This is a genomic window from Nocardiopsis sp. NPDC007018, from assembly GCF_040635075.1.
In the GTDB taxonomy this organism is placed as follows: Bacteria; Actinomycetota; Actinomycetes; order Streptosporangiales; family Streptosporangiaceae; genus Nocardiopsis.
This window is the reverse complement of sequence record NZ_JBEYHA010000071.1, coordinates 1-21,852: the sequence shown is the minus strand read 5'-3', so window position 1 is coordinate 21,852 and position 21,852 is coordinate 1. Positions and strand designations below refer to the sequence as shown.

At 71.3% G+C, this 21,852-nt stretch carries 16 protein-coding genes and 1 pseudogene; 10 read left to right on the top strand and 7 right to left on the bottom strand.

Annotated features, from left to right (window positions below; translation table 11 throughout):
* Nucleotides 1–463 precede the first annotated feature (463 nt).
* A pseudogene (locus ABZ635_RS24990) lies at nucleotides 464–760 on the bottom strand (class I SAM-dependent methyltransferase); the annotation flags it as partial.
* A gap of 231 nt (nucleotides 761–991) precedes the next feature.
* On the opposite strand from ABZ635_RS24990, the gene ABZ635_RS24985 reads away from it, so the two are divergent.
* The 5 genes from ABZ635_RS24985 (at nucleotide 992) to ABZ635_RS24965 (ending at nucleotide 6,746) form a co-directional block, all read left to right on the top strand.
* Nucleotides 992–1,933: a CPBP family intramembrane glutamic endopeptidase gene (locus ABZ635_RS24985; RefSeq protein WP_357769387.1), complete on the top strand. Its 942-nt coding sequence runs from the start codon at nucleotides 992–994 to the stop codon at nucleotides 1,931–1,933.
* 214 nt (nucleotides 1,934–2,147) lie between these two features.
* Nucleotides 2,148–4,250, top strand: coding sequence for an RNA degradosome polyphosphate kinase (locus ABZ635_RS24980; RefSeq protein ID WP_357769385.1), 2,103 nt, complete (start codon nucleotides 2,148–2,150; stop codon nucleotides 4,248–4,250).
* Nucleotides 4,251–4,324: 74 nt separating this feature from the next.
* The gene (locus ABZ635_RS24975; protein ID WP_357769391.1) at nucleotides 4,325–5,269 is read left to right on the top strand and encodes an NUDIX hydrolase; all 945 of its coding nucleotides are present in this window, start codon (nucleotides 4,325–4,327) and stop codon (nucleotides 5,267–5,269) included.
* Nucleotides 5,270–5,370: 101 nt separating this feature from the next.
* Complete coding sequence (locus ABZ635_RS24970) at nucleotides 5,371–5,814, top strand: SRPBCC family protein (RefSeq protein WP_357769383.1); 444 nt, start codon at nucleotides 5,371–5,373, stop codon at nucleotides 5,812–5,814.
* Between the two features lie 236 nt (nucleotides 5,815–6,050).
* Entirely contained in the window at nucleotides 6,051–6,746 is a 696-nt protein-coding gene (locus tag ABZ635_RS24965) for a M50 family metallopeptidase (protein ID WP_357769389.1), read from the top strand.
* Between the two features lie 99 nt (nucleotides 6,747–6,845).
* Here ABZ635_RS24965 and ABZ635_RS24960 read toward each other — a convergent pair whose 3' ends face one another.
* The 3 genes from ABZ635_RS24960 to ABZ635_RS24950 form a co-directional block, all read right to left on the bottom strand.
* A complete protein-coding gene (locus ABZ635_RS24960; protein WP_357769381.1) occupies nucleotides 6,846–7,202 on the bottom strand; it encodes an STAS domain-containing protein in 357 nt (118 codons plus the stop codon).
* Between the two features lie 589 nt (nucleotides 7,203–7,791).
* Nucleotides 7,792–10,095 (bottom strand): hypothetical protein, encoded by a 2,304-nt coding sequence (locus ABZ635_RS24955; RefSeq protein WP_357769379.1) that lies wholly within the window; start codon nucleotides 10,093–10,095, stop codon nucleotides 7,792–7,794.
* Between the two features lie 174 nt (nucleotides 10,096–10,269).
* Nucleotides 10,270–11,364 (bottom strand): CaiB/BaiF CoA-transferase family protein, encoded by a 1,095-nt coding sequence (locus tag ABZ635_RS24950; RefSeq protein ID WP_357769378.1) that lies wholly within the window; start codon nucleotides 11,362–11,364, stop codon nucleotides 10,270–10,272.
* A 291-nt stretch (nucleotides 11,365–11,655) separates the two neighbouring features.
* Between ABZ635_RS24950 and ABZ635_RS24945 the strand changes: the two genes are divergently transcribed.
* Both ABZ635_RS24945 and rsmA read left to right on the top strand, forming a co-directional pair.
* On the top strand, nucleotides 11,656–12,834 hold the full coding sequence (locus tag ABZ635_RS24945) for a ubiquitin-like domain-containing protein (protein ID WP_357769376.1): 1,179 nt from the start codon (nucleotides 11,656–11,658) through the stop codon (nucleotides 12,832–12,834).
* Nucleotides 12,835–12,916: 82 nt separating this feature from the next.
* Nucleotides 12,917–13,801, top strand: a complete 885-nt coding sequence (rsmA, locus tag ABZ635_RS24940; protein ID WP_357769374.1) for a 16S rRNA (adenine(1518)-N(6)/adenine(1519)-N(6))-dimethyltransferase RsmA — start codon at nucleotides 12,917–12,919, stop codon at nucleotides 13,799–13,801.
* A gap of 100 nt (nucleotides 13,802–13,901) precedes the next feature.
* On the opposite strand, the gene ABZ635_RS24935 is transcribed toward rsmA, so the two are convergent.
* Both ABZ635_RS24935 and ABZ635_RS24930 read right to left on the bottom strand, forming a co-directional pair.
* On the bottom strand, nucleotides 13,902–14,132 hold the full coding sequence (locus tag ABZ635_RS24935) for a hypothetical protein (RefSeq protein WP_357769372.1): 231 nt from the start codon (nucleotides 14,130–14,132) through the stop codon (nucleotides 13,902–13,904).
* Complete coding sequence (locus tag ABZ635_RS24930) at nucleotides 14,113–15,546, bottom strand: PspC domain-containing protein (RefSeq protein WP_357769370.1); 1,434 nt, start codon at nucleotides 15,544–15,546, stop codon at nucleotides 14,113–14,115. The genes ABZ635_RS24935 and ABZ635_RS24930 overlap by 20 nt, the downstream gene beginning before the upstream one ends.
* Nucleotides 15,547–15,922: 376 nt before the next feature.
* Here ABZ635_RS24930 and ABZ635_RS24925 point away from each other — a divergent pair, with 376 nt between their 5' ends.
* Both ABZ635_RS24925 and ABZ635_RS24920 read left to right on the top strand, forming a co-directional pair.
* Complete coding sequence (locus ABZ635_RS24925) at nucleotides 15,923–17,113, top strand: PspC domain-containing protein (protein WP_357769368.1); 1,191 nt, start codon at nucleotides 15,923–15,925, stop codon at nucleotides 17,111–17,113.
* Nucleotides 17,114–17,209: 96 nt separating this feature from the next.
* A complete protein-coding gene (locus ABZ635_RS24920) occupies nucleotides 17,210–17,881 on the top strand; it encodes a response regulator transcription factor (RefSeq protein ID WP_357769367.1) in 672 nt (223 codons plus the stop codon).
* Nucleotides 17,882–17,929: 48 nt separating this feature from the next.
* Here the strand turns inward: ABZ635_RS24920 and ABZ635_RS24915 are convergent, their stop codons facing one another.
* Nucleotides 17,930–18,877, bottom strand: a complete 948-nt coding sequence (locus tag ABZ635_RS24915; RefSeq protein ID WP_357769365.1) for a nucleoside hydrolase — start codon at nucleotides 18,875–18,877, stop codon at nucleotides 17,930–17,932.
* A gap of 219 nt (nucleotides 18,878–19,096) precedes the next feature.
* On the opposite strand from ABZ635_RS24915, the gene pcrA reads away from it, so the two are divergent.
* Nucleotides 19,097–21,424 carry a DNA helicase PcrA gene (pcrA, locus tag ABZ635_RS24910; protein WP_357769363.1) on the top strand — a complete coding sequence of 776 codons (2,328 nt, stop codon included), beginning with the start codon at nucleotides 19,097–19,099 and terminating at the stop codon, nucleotides 21,422–21,424.
* Nucleotides 21,425–21,852 lie beyond the last annotated feature (428 nt).

Below are 21,852 nucleotides of genomic sequence, written 5' to 3'. Positions count from 1 at the left end.
GCGAGGCCGAGCGCGAGGCGCAGATCATCGCCTTCATCGAACGCCGCAGCCAGGTGTACGACCAGTACGCCGACGCCCGGTTGCGGGCCGCAGGGCCCGCCGCGCCCCGGCCGTCGCCCGCTCCCTCTACGGCGACCAGCTCGAAGAAGAGGAACCCGAGGAACCGGGTGCGCCCGCCGAGCCCCTCCGGTAGGAGCTCGGCGGGGGTGTCCGGCGCGACGGGCGGTTCGTCGACGCCCGCGACGTGGAACCCGGAAGCGGTGAAGTCCCGCACCATCGCGTGCAGCGGGCGGTGCCAGACGTTCAGGACGATCGGCCGCCCCCGGAGTTCGTGTTCCAGCGGCCAGGGGGCGGTCGAGAAGTAGTCGATCTCCGGTGTGACGAGCTTGTGGACGAACGGGTGCTCCACGGACACCAGGAGGCGGCCGCCGGGCCGCAGCACCCGGCGCAGCTCGCGGAGCGGGGGTTCCCACTCCTCCAGGTAGTGCAGGGCCAGCGAGCAGACGGCGTCGTCGAACGCGTCGTCCTCGTACGGGAGCCGTTCGGCCAGGTCCGCCACGCGCAGGTCGGCGTCGTCGCCGAGGCGGCCGCGCGCCAGCCGGATCATCTCCGCGCTCGCGTCGAACCCGGCCACCTCCGCGCCGCGCGCACGGAGCTCCAGGGTGAGGGGGCCCGAGCCGCACCCGGCGTCCAGGATTCGGCGGCCGGCCACGTCGCCCGCGAGGCGGAGCATGGCGGGACGCTCGTAGTGGGCGTTCATGAGGTTGGCGTCGTTGTCGGACGAGTAGGCCTCGGCGAAGTCGTCGTAGTCGCTGGGTGACACGGTGGAGGGCTCCTCGGGGTCGGGGGGTGACGGGTTCCGAGGGTAGCCACGACGGGCGTGTCGCAGGACCGGCGACAACGGGGTCACGACATACCGTAGTCATTAAGTCGCTTTTAGTTTTCCCTGGTGCAGAATGTGTGTTCTGAGACAGGGGGGACACTTGTGACCATGGTGCGAAGATGGGGGCTCACCTGGGCCGTCGGTCTCGCCGCCGTCCTGATCATCGGGCCGATACTCGCCCGTCCGCTGATGCGGGAGGACGTCTTCGGTGAGCCGTCCGTGCTGTTCCTGATCGCCTGGTCGCCGATGTTCCTCGGCATGCTGATCGCCTGGGGGCTCTCGCGGGGGTTCGGGCGGCGCCGGGAACTCGACCAGCGCATCACGGCCGCCATGGACGGCCATCCGGTCTACCGGGAACTCGCCTGGATGGCGCTCCTGCTCACCGGCTTCGTCCTGTCCATGGTCGTGCTCTCGTGGATCTTCAGCGTCTACGGGGAGGAGACCGGCGTCTCCCCGGACCTGGCGATGTCCGTGGCGCTGGTCTCGCGGCTGCTGTTCCTGTTCGCCATCCCCCTGCTGATCCTGGACCGCTCTGGCCTGACCGTCGACGGCAAGGGCACGGCCATGCCGTCGATCGCCCTGAAGATCTCCGAACCCTGGCGCTGGCTCGGACTGATCCCCGTGCTGGTCTCGGTGGCGCTGATCGGCGTCCTCATCACGCCGCACATCGGGTTGCCCCCTCCGTCGCTGACGCTGTACGCCATGCTCGTCGCGTTCACCGTGGTCGCCACCTGCGAGGAGATCTTCTTCCGGGGCATGATGCAGAGCCGACTCGAACTGCTCATGGGACGCTGGGGCGGCATCGTGGCGACGTCGGTGGTGTTCGCCATGACCTACGCGTTCATCCAGCCCTACGACGCGGTCTCCCAGCTTCCCGGCATCGACTTCGTGCACGACACCGGCATGGCGCTGCTCACCTACGGCGTCGCCAGCCTGTTCTACGGCTACCTGTGGGCCTGCTTCCGCAACACCTGGATCAACGTCCTCATGCGCGTGTCGGTGTTCGTGCTCATCCTGCCGCCCGACCTCCAGATCGGGATCGGCGGGTAGGACCGCCCGCCGCCCCGGCCCCCCAACACCGAAGAACCCGTGTCCCGCCAGGTCAGGCGGGGCGCGTGGCCGTGCCATGAGCGAAAACTTGCCCGGGCTCCAGGGAGCCGGGCGGGGATATGGGTACAGATGCTCCATAGCAGTCGCGTTGCGGTCATTTTCCCCTCACGGGGTTGTCACCGTGTGGTCATGAAAAAGGGGGAGTCTGCCCACTGTGAGCACGGAATCAGCGCCAACACCAGCGGGACCCGCCACCGCCGACCTTCCCGCCGACAGGTTCATGGACCGGGAGGAGGGGTGGCTTCGCTTCAACCAACGGGTACTCGAACTCGCGGAGGACGAGACCATCCCGCTGCTCGAACGGACGCGGTTCCTGGCCATCTTCTCCAGCAACCTGGACGAGTTCTTCATGGTGCGGGTGGCGGGCCTCAAACGCCGCCTGGCCACGGGGCTCTCCGTCGCCTCGCCCAGCGGTCACCACCCCAGGGACCTGCTGGAGCGCATCTCGCTGTTCACCCACGACCAGATCCTGCGCCTGACCGCCTGCTTCGAGGACAGCGTCGCCCCCGCCCTCGCGGCGGAGGGCATCAGCATCGTCCGCTGGAACGAGCTGGACGACTTCGAGCGCGAGTACCTGCACGGCTACTTCCGCCGCGCCATCTACCCGCTGGTCACCCCGTTCGCGGTCGACTCCGCGCACCCGTTCCCCTACATCTCCGGGCGCTCCCTCAACCTCGCCGTCACCGTCCGCGACCCGCACGACGACCGGCGCATGTTCGCCCGCGTCAAGGTGCCCAGCGCGCTGCCCAGGTTCATCGAGCTCACCACACACGGCGGCGGCCGGTTCGTCCCCGTCGAGGACATCATCGCGGGCCACCTGCCCCAGCTGTTCGAAGGCATGCAGGTGGTCGAGCACCACGCCTTCCGGGTCACGCGCAACGCCGACCTGGAGGTCGACGAGGACGAGACCGACGACCTCGTCCAGTCCCTGGAGAACGAACTCCTGCGGCGCCGCTTCGGCCCGCTCGTGCGCCTGGAGGTCGAGCAGACCATCAGCGACGAGGTGCTGGCCATCCTCCGCGAACAGCTCGGAGCCGAAGCGGAGGAGGTCTACCGCGTCCCCGGCCCGCTCAACCTGGCCGGTCTCGCCCAGATCGCCGACACCGACCGCCCCGACCTGCGCTACCCGCCCATGGTCCCGGTGGAGCCGCGCGCGCTCACCTCCGGCGACCTGTTCGCGACCATCCGCGAACGCGAGGTGCTGGTCCACCACCCCTACGAATCCTTCGCCACCACCACCGAACGGTTCCTGTCACTGGCCTCCACCGACCCCAAGGTCGTGGCGATCAAGCAGACCCTCTACCGCACCAGCGGCGACTCGCCCATCGTCGAGTCGCTCATCGAGGCCGCCCGCGACGGCAAGGAGGTCGTCGTCCTGGTCGAGGTCAAGGCCCGCTTCGACGAGCAGAACAACATCCAGTGGGCCCGCAAGCTGGAGGAGGCGGGATGCCACGTCGTCTACGGTGTCGTGGGCCTCAAGACCCACTGCAAGCTGTCCATGGTCATCCGCCAGGACGACGACGGCAGGCTGCGCCGCTACTGCCACGTGGGCACCGGCAACTACAACCCGAGCACCGCGCGGATCTACGAGGACTTCGGCCTGTTCAGCGCGGCGGCGGAGGTGGGTGAGGACGTCAGCGACCTCTTCAACAGCCTCACCGGTTTCTCCCGCAAGAAGCACTACCGCAGGCTGCTGGTCGCACCCGCCTCCCTGCGCCGCGGCCTGATCAAACAGATCGGGACCGAGGTGGAGAACAGTCTCAAGGGCGAACCCGCGCACATCAGGATCAAGGTGAACTCCCTCGTCGACGAGGAGATCATCGACGCCCTGTACCGCGCCTCGCAGGCCGGGGTCGACGTGGACCTGTGGGTGCGCGGCAGCTGTGTGCTGCGCGCCGGGGTGCCGGGCCTGTCCGAGAACATCCGGGTGCGCAGCGTCCTGGGCCGCTTCCTCGAACACTCCCGGGTGTTCGTGTTCGCCAACGGCTGGCGGCCCAAGGTGTGGATCGGAAGCGCCGACCTCATGCCCCGCAACCTCGACCGTCGGGTGGAGGCGCTGGTCCGGATCGCCGACCCGGAGCAGTGCCGCCGACTGGTGGGCATCATGGACCTGGCGATGTCCGACAGCACCTCCTCGTGGCGGCTCGAACCGGACGGCTCATGGAAGCGCGTCACCCGCGACGAGGAGGGACAACCGCTGGCCGACCTCCAGGACACCCTGCGAGGCGACCGGCACCTGAGAGTGGTGGACGGGTGAACACCCACGAGAACGGGGCCGGTCACGGGGGCCCCGACACGGGCGCCCCGGAGACGACGGCCCCCGAGATCCGGATGACCAGTGCCTTCCCCCCGCGCGACACCGCGGTGGGCGGGTACCTGGAACCGATCCGGGCGGGTGGGGCCGTGCTCTGGCGCGACGGCCCCGCCGGCCGGGAGGTCGTGCTCATCCGGCGACCGGACCGGGGCGACTGGACCCTGCCCAAGGGCAAGCTCAAGAACGGCGAGCACCCCATCATGGGCGCGGTCCGCGAGGTCGAGGAGGAGACCGGCCTGACCCCCGTCATGGGGCGGCGGCTTCCACCCCAGCGCTACCTCAAGGACGGCTGGCCCAAGCAGGTCGAGTGGTGGGCGGCCACCCCCGCGCGACCGGACGGGCGGATCGACTACGAGCCCAACGAGGAGGTGGAGACGGTCGAGTGGGTCCCGGTGGCCGAGGCGCGTACCCGGCTCACCTACGACCACGACGTCCAGGTGCTCGACAACTTCCAGGTGGGTCCCGCCCGTACCTTCCCCGTCATCCTCCTGCGCCACCTGTCGGCGGGGGAGAAGCGCTCGTGGAACGACAGCGACCTGCTGCGGCCGCTCGACGAGAACGGCCGCGCCGACGCCCTGGCCCTGCCCCGCGTGCTGGGCGCCTACGGGAGTCTGCGTGCGGTCACGTCGGCGGCGGCCCGCTGCACCGAGTCCCTGTTGCCGCTGACGGTCGAGTGCGACGTTCCCATGAGCACCGAGCGCGCCCTCACGGTGGGGCCGGAGGGCGGCGGCTACGACGTGGAGGAGGCCCGGGAGGTCATCGCCCGTGTCCTCGACGAACGGCGGCCCACGGTGGTCTGCACCCACGGCGAACTGGTCCCGCACCTGCTGACCGAGGCCCTCACCCGGCTGGGCGCCCCGCTGTCCCAGCAGCGCGGCCTGCGCAAGGGGTCCTTCTGGGTGCTGCACGTCTCCGAGGCGGGAGATCTGGCCGGGGTGGAGCGGCACGGCGTGCGCGAGTGAACCCGCGCGGGCGGCCTCGCACGGCCTTCCCGGCCCCGCCCGGCCGGGTCCGGCGGCGGACCCGGTGGGGGAGTGGCCGACGACGGTGACATGATGCCGTCATGCCCAAACACATGGTGGCCCGGAGCGTCGTGGTCGACGCCCCGGCCAAGCGGATCTTCGACCTCGTCGCCACACCGTCCCAGCACGCGGTGCTCGACGGCTCCGGCACCGTCCAGGGCGCGCACACCGGCCCGGACCGGCTGGAGCTGGGAGCGGAGTTCGTCACGGACATGAAGATGCTCGGCCTCCCCTACCGGATGACCAACCGTGTGGTGGAGTTCGAGGAGGGACAGCTCATCGCCTGGAGGCACGTGGGGTCGCACCGCTGGCGGTACGAGCTCCGTGAGCTTCCCGAGGGCCGCACCCTGGTCACCGAGACCTTCGACTACTCCCGCGGGCAGACCGCCTTCTACGTCCTGAGCGGGGCTCCCGCGCGCAACGCGCGGGGCATCGTCCGTACCCTGGAGCGCCTCAAGGAGGCCGCCGAGGCCGAGGAGGCCTGACATCGGGGGCGGCGCCCCTTCCGTGACCGGGCCCGGACGTGTGACCGGGCCCGTTCGCGTGCCCGGGTCCGTCACGCACGGCACTCTCCGATATGCCCTAAAGTTCGGCGAGGGCCGCGTTCCCCTCGCCTCCCAGCCTCCGTGGCGCCGGGTGAGCGGGCCCCGCTGACAGGCAGTTCCGGTGACAGGCGCGCCGGTCGACGCGGGAGGTCGGGAGACCAGTGGTGGGAACGAGCTTGGGGGACGTGTGGCAGGACGTGCTGACGGCCCAGCCCGATCCGGAACAGTGGATCATCGTCACGACCGCCGTGGTGGCCCTGGCGGCCGTGCTGCTGCGCCAGCCCTGGCGGGTGGGGCGTAACGTCGTCACCATCGCCCACGAGCTCGGGCACGCGCTCGTGGCCCTGCTCAGCGGCCGCCAGCTGACCGGCATCCGGCTGCACTCGGACACGTCCGGCCTGACCGTCTCCCGGGGCAGGCCGACGGGTATCGGCATGATCCTCACGCTGTTCGCGGGCTACGTCGCCTCCAGCGTGATCGGCCTCCTCGGCATCATGATGCTGATGGCGGGCTACGTGACCGCGCTGCTGTGGTTGAGCATCGTCGTGCTCGGCGCCATGCTGATCATGATCCGCAACCTGTACGGAGTGCTGTCCATCGTGGCCACCGGAGCCGTGGTCTTCGGTGTCAGCTGGTTCACTCCGTACGAGGTCCAGGCCGCCTTCGCGTACCTGTTCATCTGGTTCCTGCTGTTCGCCGGGGTGCGCCCGGTCCTCGAACTCCAGTCGCAGCGCAGGAGCAACCCCTCCCCGCACTCCGACGCCGACCAGCTGGCCCGTCTGACCGGCCTCCCCGGGACCTTCTGGGTGGGCGTCTTCCTGGTCGTGAACCTCTCGGTCACCGGTCTGGGCGTGTGGCTGCTGTTCACCTGACCCCGGAGCCGCCGGTCCGCCCGGCCGATTCCGCCGCCCATGCGAGAGGGCCCCGCGTCATCGGACGCGGGGCCCTCATGTGCTTGGGTGCGGGCGTGGCTAGTGGGAGGTCTGCTGGGCGCTGAGCGCCGTGGCGACCGACGGGAACACCGGGATACGGGTGTCCAGCGAGGTGACGCGCAGGGTCTGCAGGACGCGCGGCACCGGGGCGGCGATCACCAGGAGGGCCTGCTGCTCCTTGGCGGCCTTGTGGGCGCGGATGAGCACGCGCAGCCCGCTGGAGTCGATGAACCGCAGGTCGGCGCAGTCCAGCACGACACGGCCGAAGGGCTGTGTGGTCAACGCCTCCGTGACCGCCTCCTGGAAGCGGTGCTCGGTGGCCATGTCGATCTCCCCGTCCAGGGCCAGGACGCGTCCGGCCTCGTGCAGGGTGGAGGAGATGGTCAGGTCGGGCATGGCGACTCCGGCGTACTCGGGCCGAGCCCGAGGGGTCGGCGAAGCAGGCCGCACGTCGCCCCATCGGGGACGTGCGGTGACCGGTGCGATGGTTGCGTTACCGCGTGAGCCAAGCTGATGGTTCATCAAGTTCCTTGCGTGGTGCCCCGGGCTGGGAACCGGGGAGGAAACGCCTTTCTCGCCTGGTTTGCTCGGAAAAGCACGGCGTCCGTACAACGCCCGGCCGCTGCCGGGAGTTCCTGGCGCCGTGGGTCAGTGGTGTGGCGTGTGTTCTCTGACGTGCTACGAGGGGCCGTGGCCCCCGTGCTCGGCCGTCTCGCCGGAACCGGTGGCCGGGTCCGGCCCTCCACCCGTGAGAACCGGCCCGCGACGGCGGGCATTCCCCGGTGGGTCGTGGCGGGGACCGCGGGCGGGCCCGTGATCCCCGTTCGGCCCCGATCCTCGGTGCCCCGTCAGGGCGCCGCGGTGCGTTGTCGTCGAGGCCGTCCAGCCTCGGACTTTACCACAGCGCCGTGGCCGTTTCGTGACGGGAGCGACGCAAGGTCGTGCCCCGGCCGGTTGACCGTTCCCGTGATTCCTGGTGTATGGGTCACGCCTCCTGGACGCAGTGCGACCCCTCCGGGTCCTCCTCGGGCACCCGTTCGCGTTGCTGGAGCGCCCACACACACGCCGACAGGGTGAGCGGGACCGCCACGGTCAGCGCCAGCGCGGGGATGGCCACCCCCGAGTCGTTGGCCGCGAAACCCACCAGCGCCGTCACCAGGGAGCCGGTCAGCCCGGCCCGGAGTGTCGGGGCGTACTCGTAGGCCCGCTGGAGCGCGCCGATCCGCCAGTTGCCGGGCCGGTTGAGGACGGCGAACAGGAACACCAGCGCCCCGGCCGCCAGCAGGGTGAGGTGCCAGTTGCCCAGGGTGCCCAGCATGGCGCCCAGTTTGCGGGCCAGCACCGTGCCTGCGTCGCCGTTCATCACCTGCTCGGCGAACGCCCCGAAGTGGCTGCGGTCCTCCACCGGACGCAGGTAGTCCATCCAGGCCAGAAGCGAGATCGCCGTGACCGAGACCACCGCCACCGCCGCCAGCCGCAGGGCGGTGATCCGAATCCCCGCGATCATCATCGTGGTCACCGCCAGGCCGGGGATCAGCGCGATCACCCCGCCGAAGTCCGTGCCCAGCCCCGGCCACCCGATGATCAGTACGGACGCGGTGCCCACGAGCAGGGTCGTCACCACCGCGGCGCGCCGTCGGCCGCGTGAGATCAGCGCGTGGGAGACGCCCGCCACCGCCATGAGCATGCCGGTCGCGAAGGTCGCGAAGGCGATGTTGCCGATCCCGTAGAACCGTCCCGCCACGATCGGTGAGTACCCGGTGGGCGAGTTCATCTGCAGGTGCGCGCCGAAACAGAGGTCGAGGAAGAGTACGACGGTGGTCGCGCCCGCCACCACCGTCATCGGCCCCAGGATGGTGCGGCGCCACGGCCCCGCCACCGCCAGCGCCACCACGAGGGCGTCCACGGCCAGGACCGAGGCCAACAGCGCGAGCGGCGGGTACTGGGACGCCCACCACGGGATGAGGTTGGCCAGGTAGCTCGCCACGGGGAACGCCGCACCGGCCAGCGCCACCACCCGGGTCACCGACAACACCGCGGCCCGCTTGCCCCGTTCGCCCCAGGAGTACCGGTGCATCGCGTACGCCGCCGCCGTGTAGATGAGCAGCTGGATCGCCACCAGGCCGCTGAAGAACCCCGGGATGGAGGCGCCGACCACGATGGCGGCGGTGTTGAAGTCGACCAGCCGGACCACCGCCTCCTCGAACGGGCTCGGCCGGTCGGTGGTCTGCCACACCCGGCCGCCGGTGGGCTGTCCGGGGTCCGCTCCCAGTGTGTCCAGCACGGTCGCGGTGGTGTCGGTCAGGACCACCAGGCCGGGCCGTCGGGTCGACTCCGACGCGAGGTAGGCGGCGGGACCGGCCAGGCCGTCCCCCACGGCCCGCCCGGTCAGGGCGACGGTCAGCTGGGAGGGGCCGGTGTCCATGGAGACCCCGAGCACCATCAGGGTCGCCCCGTCCGGAAGGGTGCGCACCAGGGCGGCCAGACGCGAGTCGAGCGTCTCCAGGGTGTCCTCCCGGACCTGCTCCGGCACGTCCTCGGGGTCGGCCTCCTTGGGTCCGTCCTCGCCGGAGTCCGTGTCGGCCGGGTAGAGACTGGTCAGCTCGGGCATCTCCACCACCGCGAGGGACACGCCCCGCAGCCGCTCGGCGGACAGGTCGCGCGCCGAGTCGACGTAGTGGTCGACCCGCCCCGACGCGTCGGCGGCGCCCAGCGCGGCACCCGGTCCGGCGGCCAGGGTCAGCCCGCCCCGGTCGCGCACGGCTTGGCCGAGCAGCCCCACGGGCGCGGCGAACACGGACCGCGCGTTCTGTTCGGCGAAGTCCGAGAAGCCGGGGACGGTCGCGCCGGAACCGTCCACCACCGGTTCCGGTGCGGGTTCGCAGACGGTGAAGCGTTCACGCTCGGACAGTGCGCGCTGCCCGGCGGAGACCGAGAGCCAGCCGTCGGTGGGGCAGGTGCGGGAGGTGGCGGTACGGATCGACACGTTGCCGATCGCACCGGCCTCGGCCATCTCCCAGAGCGCCGGAGTGTGCTCGGGGGTGACGTCCTCCCAGAGCAGCCCCGGGACCCCCACCAGCACGACCGGGCCGTCGGAGGGCCCCTCCGGCAGGCCGACGTTGGTGCCGTTCCGGTCCGACCCGGGGGAGTCCGCCTGGCCCGCGGAGGCGGGCGCGGTACAGAGCAGGACCGTCACCGCCAACAGCAGGGCGCACAGGCGCCCTCCCGGCAGTGTGCCGGTGGCCGTGCGCCGTTCCCGGCGCGAGCCGAGCCGTCGACTCGGTGACATGGCCGTCCCCCCGATCGCGATCACCTCACTGGACGCCCACCCTAGTGATCACACTCCTCTGAGCGGGGAAAACGGCGATTCCGGACAGGGCGGACCGGGAGGTTCCGGGCAAGGAGGGGAGGCGGCGGGGAGACGGGGAGGGGCGGGCGGCGGACACGGCCGACCGCCCGGGGGTCACGGCTCCAGGCCCCACGCCTTCAGGGTCGCGTCGGCGTCGGGCAGCGCGAGCCCGCGGGTGACCGCTCCGGGCGTGCGGCCGAACCGCGGCGCCGGTCCCGCCACGATCCGCTCCCCTTCACGGACGAGCGAGCCCCGGGCCCGCACGTGCGGGTGGTCGGGCGCCTCCGCCAACGACAGGATCGGCATGACGCAGGCGTCGGTGCCCTCGAACACCGCGCCCCACTCGTCCCGGCCGCGCGTGCGCAGCACCTCGGCGAAGCGCTCCCGCAGCCGGGGCCAGCCCTCGGTGTCCCACTGCTCGGGCAGGTCCTCGCCGTCCAAGCCGATCCCGGAGAGGAAGGCCGCGTAGAACTGGGGCTCGATACAGGCCACGGACACGTGCCCGCCGTCGGCGCACTCGTAGACGTCGTACCAGGGCGCGCCGGTGTCGAGGTAGTTGGTGCCGCGTTCGTCGCTCCACGAGCCGCGCGCCCGGTCCTCGTGCACCATCGACATCAGCAGGGCGCTGCCGTCCATCATCGCGGCGTCCACGACCTGGCCGCGTCCCGAGTCCTGACGTTCCAGGAGCGCGGCCAGGACGCCGGTGACCGCGAACATGGTGCCGCCCGCGAAGTCGCCGAGCAGGTTGATCGGCGGGACCGGGGGGCCGTCGGCGCGGCCGATCGAGTGCAGGGCCCCGTTCACGGACACGTAGTTCATGTCGTGGCCGGCGGTGTGGGCCAGGGGGCCGCCCTGTCCCCAGCCGGTGACCCGCGCGTACACCAGGCGGGGATGGAGCTCCAGGCAGGAGTCGGGCCCCAGGCCGAGCCGTTCCATGACGCCCGGCCGGAAGCCCTCCAGGAGGACGTCGGCGCGGCCGATGATCTCACGGGCACGGTCGAGCCCCTCAGGGGACTTCAGGTCGAGGCCGACCACGGCGCGGCCCTCGCTCATGTGCGGCCCGGCGGTGCCCGAGGTCATCGCCTCGGCGGCCTGGGGGCGGTCGATCCGGACGACGCTGGCGCCCAGGTCCGCGAGGAGCATTCCGGTCATCGGGGTCGGGCCGATTCCGGTGAACTCGACGACGCGGATTCCGTTGAGGGGTCCCATGGTGCCTCCGGGGGGGGGTGTTGGTCGGGGAACTGGCTAGAACGGTGTTCGGTTCATTGTGCAGGTCGGGGCGATGTGATGCCAGGGCTCCGGCGGCGCGCGCGGAGAAGGGCGGGGCGGGCAGTGAAGGTCAGTGAAGCCAAAGGTGAGATGCCCCTTGTGCCAGGAATGGTTTTCGGTCCATCTCAAAAAAGTGCGCTTCCCTGGTGTTAATGTGGCCGTGCCCGGGATTCCCACCCCGCGCCACCAGCGGGAATCCCCATTCCACCCCTCGGAGAAGGTTCTGCCGTCATGCCCAGAAAACCCGGAAAGAACGGAACCGCCCACCGGTCCCGTAGGCGTCGGCGACCACGCGCCTCCCTTCTCCGCCCCGCCCCGGTCATGGCGGCCGCCGTCGCCGTGGTTCTGGTCACGGCGGGCGCGGGCACCGCGCTGGCCATGGACAAGACCGTCGTGCTGGACGCCAACGGCGAGCAGAGCCGGGTCCGCACCTTCGGCGACAGCGTCCAGGACGTCCTCGACACCGCCGGGGTCGAACTCGGAGAACACGACGTGGTCGCGCCCTCCCCGGACACCGCCGTCGGCGCCGGGGACCACGTCGTCGTCCGCTCGCCCCGGGAGATCACCGTCGACCTCGACGGCCACCAGACCTCCCACCGGGTGCACGCCGCCACCCTCGGCGAGGCACTCCAACAGATCGGACTCGACCCGCAGGGCCTCGAACTCTCGGTGGGGCACGACGCCCCGGTGCCCCCGGACGGCCTCACCGTGAGCGCCCGGCGCGCGCCCCGCATGGTCGTCATGTACGACACCCAGCGCTCCGAGACCCGCACCACCGGCACGAACGTCGCCGACGTCCTCGACGCCGCCGGGATCGAACCCGGAGAGCACGACGTCGTCACCCCGGAACCCGACCAGCCGGCCGAACCCGACATGGTCGTGCGCGTCCTACCCGCCCTCGGAGAGCCCCGGACGGAGGAGGTCGTGATCGAGGCCGTCACCGTCGAACGCGAGAACCCCGACCTCCCCGAAGGCGAACGCGAGGTCGTCACCGAACCCGAGGACGGGCTCAAGGAGGTCACCACCCTCCGTGTCCTGCGCCACGGCGAGGAGACCGACCACGAACTCTCCGAGGAGGTCGTCACCGAACCCGTCGAGGGGCTCGTGGAGATCGGTACCAAGGTCGAGGAGGAGCCCGTCGACCCGGCCAGCGCCGAGGCGGGCTCCCTCAACTGGTCCGGCCTGGCCCAGTGCGAGTCCGGCGGGGACCCGTCGGCGGTGAACTCCGCGGGCGGCTACTACGGCCTCTACCAGTTCAGCACCAGCACCTGGGCGTCGGTCGGCGGTAGCGGCCTGCCCTCCGAGGCCAGCCCGGCCGAACAGACCCAGCGGGCACAGCGGCTCTACGACAGCGTCGGCGGGAACTGGCAGAGCCAGTGGCCCCACTGCGGCGTGCGCCTCTTCGACTGATCCGGGCGGGCCGGGCGGCGGAAGGTCCGGGCGACCGGCGCCCGCACCGCTGGCCGAGCGGGTCGGCGGCGGCTGGCAAGATGTGTGGGTGACACAGACACCCGAGACCGACCCCGCCGACCGCTCCCGCCTGCTCACCCCCGCCGACGTGCGGGCCCTCGCGGAACGGTTCGGCATCCGGCCCACCAAGACCCTGGGCCAGAACTTCGTCATCGACCACGGCACTGTCCGCCGCATCGTCCGTGTCGCGGGCGTCGGCGCCGACGACGTGGTCGTCGAGGTGGGGCCCGGACTCGGATCGCTCACCCTCGCGCTCCTCCCGCACGTGCGGAGGGTCACCGCGATCGAGATCGACCCGGCGCTGGCCGAGGCACTGCCCGGTACCGTCGCCGACCACGCTCCCGACCTCGCCGACCGGCTCACGGTGGTCCCCGGTGACGCCATGCGCGTCACCGAGCTGCCCGGCCCCGCGCCCACCGCGCTCGTGGCGAACCTGCCCTACAACGTGTCCGTGCCGGTCCTGCTGCACCTGCTCGAACTCCTGCCCAGCCTGAAGCGGGTCCTGGTCATGGTGCAGGCCGAGGTCGCCGACCGGATCACCGCCACCCCCGGCGGCCGTATCTACGGGGTGCCCTCCGCGAAGGTCGCCTGGTACGCCGACGCGCGCCGGGCCGGCGCGGTCGGCCGCAACGTCTTCTGGCCCGCGCCCAACGTGGACTCGGGCCTGGTGGAACTGGTCCGCCGCCCCGACCCCGCCACGAAGGCCCCGCGCGCCGAGGTCTTCAAGGTGATCGACGCCGCGTTCGCCCAGCGCCGCAAGACGCTGCGCGCCGCCCTGTCCGGCTGGGCCGGGTCGGCCCCCGCCGCCGAGGCGGCGCTCCGGGCCGCCGGTGTCGACCCCGGCGCGCGCGGCGAGTCCCTGGGGATCGAGGAGTTCGCCGCGATCGCCGAGCACCGGCCGCGGTAGCCGTCGAGCACCGGCCCCCGCCCCTTCCGGAGGTGGGGGCGGCCCTTCGCCGGGCACGCCGAAGGGGCGCCCCGGAGGACGCCCCTTCCGTGCCCGCCGTCTACTCGCCCCGCTGGTCCGGGGCGGACGACTGGTCCGGCGCCTCGCGATCGCGCGAGCGGAACAGCGCCCGCGCGATCGCGGCCACGCCCAGCCCCACCGCGAGGACGGGGAGCAGCCAGACCACGTTGGCCTCCCACTCTCCGCTGCCCCGGACGACGAACGCGATCGCCAGCCCCAGGAACAGCACTCCCGCGACGAACGAACCCCAGTCAGTTCCCCGCTTGGTCATACCGCACCTCCACTGTGCCGGCCCTGACGGTGGCCCGCACGTTGATCTCGGGCACACCGTCCTCCTCCTGCTCGGCGGTCCGCTCCCCGCCGGTCGACCCGGTCGTCTCCTTCGGCTCGAAGGTCTCCTCGTTGGCGATGCCGATCCCGGTCACGAAGTCGCCGTCCGGTTCCCTGCTCCCGGCCCCGATGGTTCCGGCCCCGACGTCCGAGACCAGGATGACGCGGGCGTCCTCGGGGATCACCAGGACCAGGTTCCCCGCGTCCACCCGTGCCGCGACGTCCACGGACCCGTCCGGGCCGAGCTCGGCGGGCAGACCGGTCAGGTCCAGCGTCGCAGTCCCCGCGTTCAACCACAGGTCGCCCGAGCGGGCCTCCGCGACCGTGGCGGGTCGCCAGTCACGGTCCCCGATCCGGGCCTGGGTGAGGTCGACCGACGACACGAGCACCGCGCCGAGCACGGCGACGACGCCGAGGAACGCCAGGCCCCGGGGGTTGCCCGCCCAGGTGCCGACGATCGCGTACAGGCCGATCACCGCCACCACGGCGGCCATGAAGTAGACCCCCAGCACCGGTCCGAACAACAGCTGGGTGGTGGACGCCTCGGACACGGGCGGACCCAGGTGCGGGGCGGTCAGCGCCCAGCCGACCGCCAGGGCGATCACGGTCCACAGGGCGTGCGAGGCCAGCGGCGACCGGCGCCCTCCGGAACCGTGCCCCCGGCAGGAGCCCCCGCCGTGGCGTTCCGCGTCACGCCCGTTCCCGGCCCGGCCGTGCCCATCGTTTTCCTCGTCCTCCTCGTCGTCCTCTTCGTCATCCGTGCCCTGGTCCACGGACGTGCGTTCCGACACCACCGCCAGGTCCACCGGGCCGTGCGGGGACGAGGCCCACGGTTGGGCCGGGTTGTAGTAGGCGGCGACCGGCTGCGGCGCCGGTCCCGTGGGAGGAGGTTCGCGTGTGGCCAGGTCAGCGCGCAGAGCCAGCAGTGAGGCGCGTAGGTCCACGCCACGGTTCCGCGCGGTCAGCAACGCCAGTACCAGCGGAATCGCCAGCACCAGCGTCCCCCAGCCGAACCCGCCCACCAGGCTGAGGGCGGTCGCCCCGGCCAGCCCGAGCGTCAGGAGCTTCAGCACCGCCTGCGGCGGGATGCTCCGGTTCAACAGCTGTTCGAAGGTGGCCGGGCCGCCCTGCGGGTCCCGCATGAGCATCCACGCGCCGATGTAGAGCAGCAGCCCGGTGCCACCGGCGAACGCCGTCAGCACGAACGCGGCCCGCCACACCACGGGATCGACCCGCGTGTAGGCACCCAGCCCGGAGCACACACCGGCCAGGGCCTGGCGCTGGTCGTCACGGCGCAGTTCGGGGCCGGTCGCGGGCTCGGAGACCGCACCCGTCGGGCCGTCCTCCGTGGTCACGCCCTCTGAGGGGCCCGCGCCGTTCCCGGCGTGACCACCCACGGGGGAGTGCCGTTCCGAAGGCCCCCGCCCAGGGGGGCCGCCCCCGACGGGGGAGTCCCCGGGCGACGCCCCGGTCGGCGTCTCGCCGTCAGACATGGACACTCACCACACTTTCCTCATGGAATCATCGTGGCCTCCGCCGCGTCGCGATGGGAATCCGGGACGACCCTGAACCCACCCTGACCGGAACACCAGGGCAGGACCAGGGCCGTGCCCCCGATGTCCCACGAGGGTCACACAGGGCATGCTGGAACCGTCCACAACCACGCGCGAAACAGGTCACGGCCGTCGCGCCACACACGAAAGCGGTGATCGGGCGGTGCCAACGACGGCCGTGGAGACCCCGAGACTCACCCGCGCGGTCGACGGCAGGCTCCTCGGCGGCGTCGCCTCGGGGTTGGCACGGCACCTGGGCCTCGACCCGGTGGTGGTCCGCCTCGCCTTCATGGCCCTCGCCGTCGGCGGTATCGGCGTCGCGGTCTACGCCGCCCTGTACTTCCTCGTCCCCAACGAGGAGGTCGGCGACGACGGACCCGAACCGGGAGAGGACGCCCGGCGCAAGGGCCGCGACATCTCCCAGCTCGTCGCCTATGTGGGCCTCGCCGCGGGCCTGGGCATCCTGTTCCTGATCTTCGGCGGCGTCTTCGACCCGCTCCTGTGGTTCGTCATCTTCGGAGCGCTGGGTGCGACCATCCTGTGGCAGCAGGCCAATCCGGCCGAACGCAACGAATGGATGAACAGCACCGTCAGCCGCACCCGACCCAAGAGCATCATGCGCACCACCGCCGGCGTCCTGCTCGTGGTGGTCGGCGTCATCGGCTTCCTGGTCTTCCAACAACAGCTCCAGGAGGCCCGGGCAGGACTCACCTTCGCGTTCACGCTCATCTCCGGGATCGCGCTGATCGTCGCCCCCTGGATCATCGGACTCATCCGCGAACGCGACTCCGAACGCCGCGAGCGCATCCGCAACGCCGAACGCGCGGAACTCGCCGCGCACATCCACGACTCCGTCCTGCACACCCTCACCCTCATCCAGCGCCGCGCTGACGACCCCCGGGAGGTGCAGCGCCTGGCACGCGTGCAGGAACGCGCGCTGCGCAGTTGGCTCTACCAGCGCCCCGCCGACGCCGAGACCACCGTCACTCCCGGCCTCGAACGGGTGGCCGCCGAGGTCGAGGAGGAGCACGGCGTGCCCATCGAGGTCGTGTGCGTCGGGGACGCGCCCATCGACGACGGCGTCAGCGCCATGCTCCGCGCCGCCCGCGAGGCCATGGTCAATGCGTCCAAGTACGCCGGGACGGACGACATCTCGGTGTTCGGGGAGGTCGACGAGGCGGAGGTCCTGGTGTTCGTCCGCGACCGGGGCGCCGGGTTCGACCTCGACGGCGTCCCCGAGGACCGCATGGGCGTGCGCGGCTCCATCATCGGCCGCATGGAACGCCACGGCGGCACCGCGCGCATCCGCACCGCACCGGGGGAGGGGACCGAGGTCCAGCTCCGCATGCCGCGCATCCACGACCTGTGAACCGAACCGCGTCCGCGGTGACCGCTTCGGGACACGGGCCCGGGAAGCGGCGGACACCACTACCTACCGGTCGACTTCCCTGGATAGGGTCCAGGTGTGGGAGAAGAGAGCACGACCTTCAGTGACGGAGACGCGGTCCCCCGCGTCGTGATCGTGGACGACCACCGGCTGTTCCGCAGCGGTGTGCGCGGAGAGCTCGGAGACGCCGTCAACGTCATCGGTGAGGCCGGGGACGTCGACAGTGCCGTGCACGTGATCAGCGAGACCCAGCCCGACCTCGTGCTCCTCGACGTGCACCTGCCCGGAGGGGGAGGGGTCGAGGTACTCCGCAGGGTCCTCGCCAAGCACCCCCAGATCCGCTTCCTCGCCCTGTCGGTGTCCGACGCCGCGGAGGACGTCATCGGCGTGGTGCGCGGCGGCGCGCGCGGCTACGTCACCAAGACCATCTCCGGCAGGGACCTGGCCAACGCCATCGTCCGGGTCGCGGACGGCGACGCGGTGTTCTCCCCGCGCCTGGCCGGGTTCGTGCTCGACGCCTTCTCCGCGACCGACGCGCCCCCCACCGACCCCGAGCTGGACCGCCTCACCCAGCGCGAGCGTGAGGTCCTGCGGCACATCGCCCGGGGCTACGCGTACAAGGAGGTCGCCAAGGAGCTGTTCATCTCGGTCAAGACGGTCGAGACGCACGTGTCCTCGGTGCTGCGCAAGCTCCAGCTGTCCAACCGGCACGAGCTCAGCCGCTGGGCTACCGCCCGCCGCCTCGTCTGAACGGGGCCGCCGGGGCGTCGCCGACGCGACGCCCCGGCGCGCACCCGGTCAGCGCAGGGAGTCGAGCATGCGGTCGAGGAACTCGTCCTCCCGCACCCCGGTGACCACCCGCGCGGCCTGGCGCTCGTCCGGGCTCGGCCGCAGCCGCCGGTCGGCGACCGTCATCCCCCGGGTCAGCCCGCCGGTGAGCTCCACCCGCACGGGCGCTTCGAAGGCACCGGTGACCAGGTGCGGGTCCACCAGCACGGCGGCCGCCAGCGGGTCGTGCATCGCGCACTGGCGCACCCCGAAGATGCCCCGGTAGAACTCCGCGTAGAAGTCCAGGAACGCCGACGTGCTCTGGGCGCGCTCCCCCGGAACCTCCTGGAGGCGGTCGAGCCACGCACCGGTCGCCACCGTGCGCATGGTGATGTCGAGCGCGATCAGGTCGAGGTCGAACCCGGCCGCGAACACCGCCTCCGCCGCCTCGGGGTCGTTGGCGATGTTGGCCTCGGCGTGGGAGGACACGTTGCCGGGCACCTCCACGGCACCGCCCATCACGACCAGGCGCCGCACCAGCTCGGGCAGGCGCGGCTCCAGACCGAGCGCCAGTGCCAGGTTGGTGAGCGGGCCCACCGCGAGCACGTCGATCCGGCCCGGGTTCTCCCGCACCAGACGCACCAGCAGCTCGGCGGCCGACTCGGCCACCGGTACGCGCACGGGCTCGGGGAGCTTCACGTCGCCGAGGCCGTTCTCGCCGTGCACGTGCCCGGCCAGACGGGGCTCCTGCACCAGCGGCCGGGACGCCCCCACGGCCACCGGCACGTCCGGGCGGCCGTACAGGTCGAGCAGCCGCAGCGCGTTGAGCGCCGTCACCTCGACCGTGTTGTTGCCGAACACCGCGCCGACACCGACGATCTCCACCTCCGGCCGCGCGGCCAGGTAGGCGAGGGCGACGGCGTCGTCGATCCCCGGATCGCAGTCGACGAACACACGCGTGGACACCTGGTCAGCCAAGACCAATCTCCCTCAGAACAGGACACGGAACCGCCAGGCGGACGGCCTGGTGGGTTGCGGGCGCGGAGTCGGCGACCACGCCCATGACCGGTCACATCCCCTGAAAACACCCTTCCCCAGGGTAAGCCGTCGGCCGTACCGGAGAGCGACGACCGGTCCCGGGCCTGGTGAGACACCGGGTGGACGGTCACGTCACCGGTCGGCCGTAACCTGGTAGGCGTGTCCTCCCAAGAACAGCTTCTCGAAGGTCTGAACGGTCCCCAGCGCGACGCCGTCACCCACGCGGGGTCGCCGCTCCTGATCGTGGCGGGAGCGGGCTCGGGCAAGACCCGTGTCCTCACCCACCGCATCGCCCACCTGATGGCCGAACGCGGGGTGCGCCCCGGGGAGATCCTCGCGATCACCTTCACCAACAAGGCCGCCGCCGAGATGAAGGAGCGCATCGAGGCCCTTCTCGGCACCCGCGCCGCCAACACCATGTGGACGATGACCTTCCACTCGGCGTGCGTGCGCATCCTGCGCAGGGAGGCGCACCGGCTCGGCTACCCGAGCGGCTTCACCATCTACGACGCCGCGGACTCCCAGCGCCTCATGCAGCTGGTCTGCAAGGAGATGGACCTCGACCCGAAGCGGTTCCCGCCCAAGTCCTTCAGCTTCCAGGTGTCCAACCTCAAGAACGAGCTGGTCGACTACGACACGTGCGCGGAGCAGGCCCAGACCGAGCAGGAGAAGAAGCTCGCCGAGGCCTACCAGCTCTACCAGCGCCGCCTCCACGAGGCCGGCGCCATGGACTTCGACGACCTGATCATGATCACGGTCAACCTGTTCCAGATGTTCCCGGACGTCGCCGAGTACTACCGGCGCCGCTTCCGGCACGTGATGGTCGACGAGTACCAGGACACCAACCACGCCCAGTACGCCTTCGTCCGCGAACTCGTCGGCGCGGCCGAGGGCTCCGACACCAGCGTGGTCCCCGCGGCCGAACTGTGCGTGGTGGGCGACGCCGACCAGTCGATCTACGCCTTCCGGGGTGCGACCATCCGCAACATCCTGGAGTTCGAGCGCGACTTCCCCGACGCCCGCACCATCCTCCTGGAACAGAACTACCGCTCCACCCAGAACATCCTCTCCGCCGCCAACACGGTGATCGACCGCAACGAGGGCCGCCCCTCCAAGAAGCTGTGGTCCGAGCGGGGCGAGGGCCCCATGATCACCGGGTACGTCGCCGACAACGAGCACGACGAGGCGGCCTTCGTGGTCGGCGAGATCGACCGGCTCACCGACCAGGGCGTGGTCACCCCCGGCCAGGTCGCGGTGTTCTACCGCACCAACGCCCAGTCCCGCGTGTTCGAGGACGTGTTCGTCCGGACCGGGCTCCCGTACAAGATCGTCGGCGGTGTCCGCTTCTACGAGCGCAAGGAGATCCGCGACATCCTCGCCTACCTGCGGGTGCTGGCCAACCCCGAGGACACGGTCAGCCTGCGCCGCATCCTCAACGTGCCCAAGCGCGGCATCGGCGCCCGCGCCGAGGAGTCCGTCGAACTCCTCGCGGCGCGCGAGCGGATCTCGTTCTCCCGAGCGCTGCGCCGCGTGGACGAGGCTCCGGGCCTGGCCACCCGTTCGGCCAAGGCGATCCGCAACTTCACCGCGTTGCTGGACGAGCTCGCCGAGGTCGTACCGGGCAGCACTCCGGCGGAGATCGTCGAGGCGGTGCTCAGCAAGACCGGGTACCTGTCGGAGCTCGCGGAGTCCAAGGACCTCCAGGACGAGAGCCGGGTGGAGAACCTGGAGGAGTTCGTCGACGTCGCCCGGGAGTTCGAGCACACCTTCGCCGCCCTCATCGAGGACGAGGCGGAGCTGGAGGGCGAGGAGAACCAGGGCATCGACCCGGGGGAACCGACCCTGGTCGACTTCCTGGAACGCGTCTCACTGGTCGCCGACACCGACCAGATCCCGGACGGGGACGACGAGGGCGGCGTGGTCACCCTGATGACCCTGCACGCCGCCAAGGGCCTGGAGTTCCCGGCAGTCTTCCTCACCGGGATGGAGGACGGTGTCTTCCCGCACACGAGGACCCTGGGGGACAAGAAGGAACTGGAGGAGGAGCGGCGGCTGGCCTACGTGGGCATCACCCGGGCCGAGCAGCGGCTGTACGTCAGCCGCGCGGCGGTCCGCAGCGCCTGGGGGACGCCCGCCTACAACCCGGCCTCCCGGTTCCTGGACGAGATCCCGTCGACGCTGGTCGACTGGCGCCGTGCCGAGTCCACCCTCGCCGCACCGCCCAGCCGCACCATCGGCGGCCGGTCGGGCGGCGGCTTCGGGGGAGGGGGCGGCTTCGGCAGCACCTTCGGCGGCGGCCGGAAGAAGGCGGTCAAGGAGGCCCCCACGCTCAGCGTCGGGGACCTGGTCAACCACGACTCCTTCGGAATGGGGCGGGTCCAGCTGGTCGACGGCGCGGGCGACAAGACCAAGGCCCGGATCGACTTCGGCGCGGACATCGGGGAGAAGGACTTCCTGGTGAAGTACGCCCCGATCGAGAAGCTGTAGCCCGCGGGCCGGGCCCTCGGGCCCGGCCCCGGTCGGCTTCGGGCAGCGATCGGCGCCGTGTAAGCCAGGACACCGACGAGTTTTCGCGAACCCGTCACGAGCACTCCACCCCAGGGGTACAGTTGGTGAAGACCGAGCGAGACGAACGCGGATAACCCCGCGGGCGGGCCGGTCCACCCTCTCCGAAGAACTCCGGTCCGAGCAGTGCTCGGGCCATGTAAACTCGGAGAGTCGCTTCAAAGGAGACAGGCACAAGCCGCAAGGCGCCCGAATCCACACGAAGCACAACGGGCTTTACCCCGATCTCGTGTCAAGCGGAAACGCTGCCACAAACCGCCGATTTGGCGGGGCGCGGAACACCTGATAAAGTAAAGACACAACAAAGCGGAAACGCCGCGAGAGCGGCGGAAAAGCAGAAGCCTTCTCCG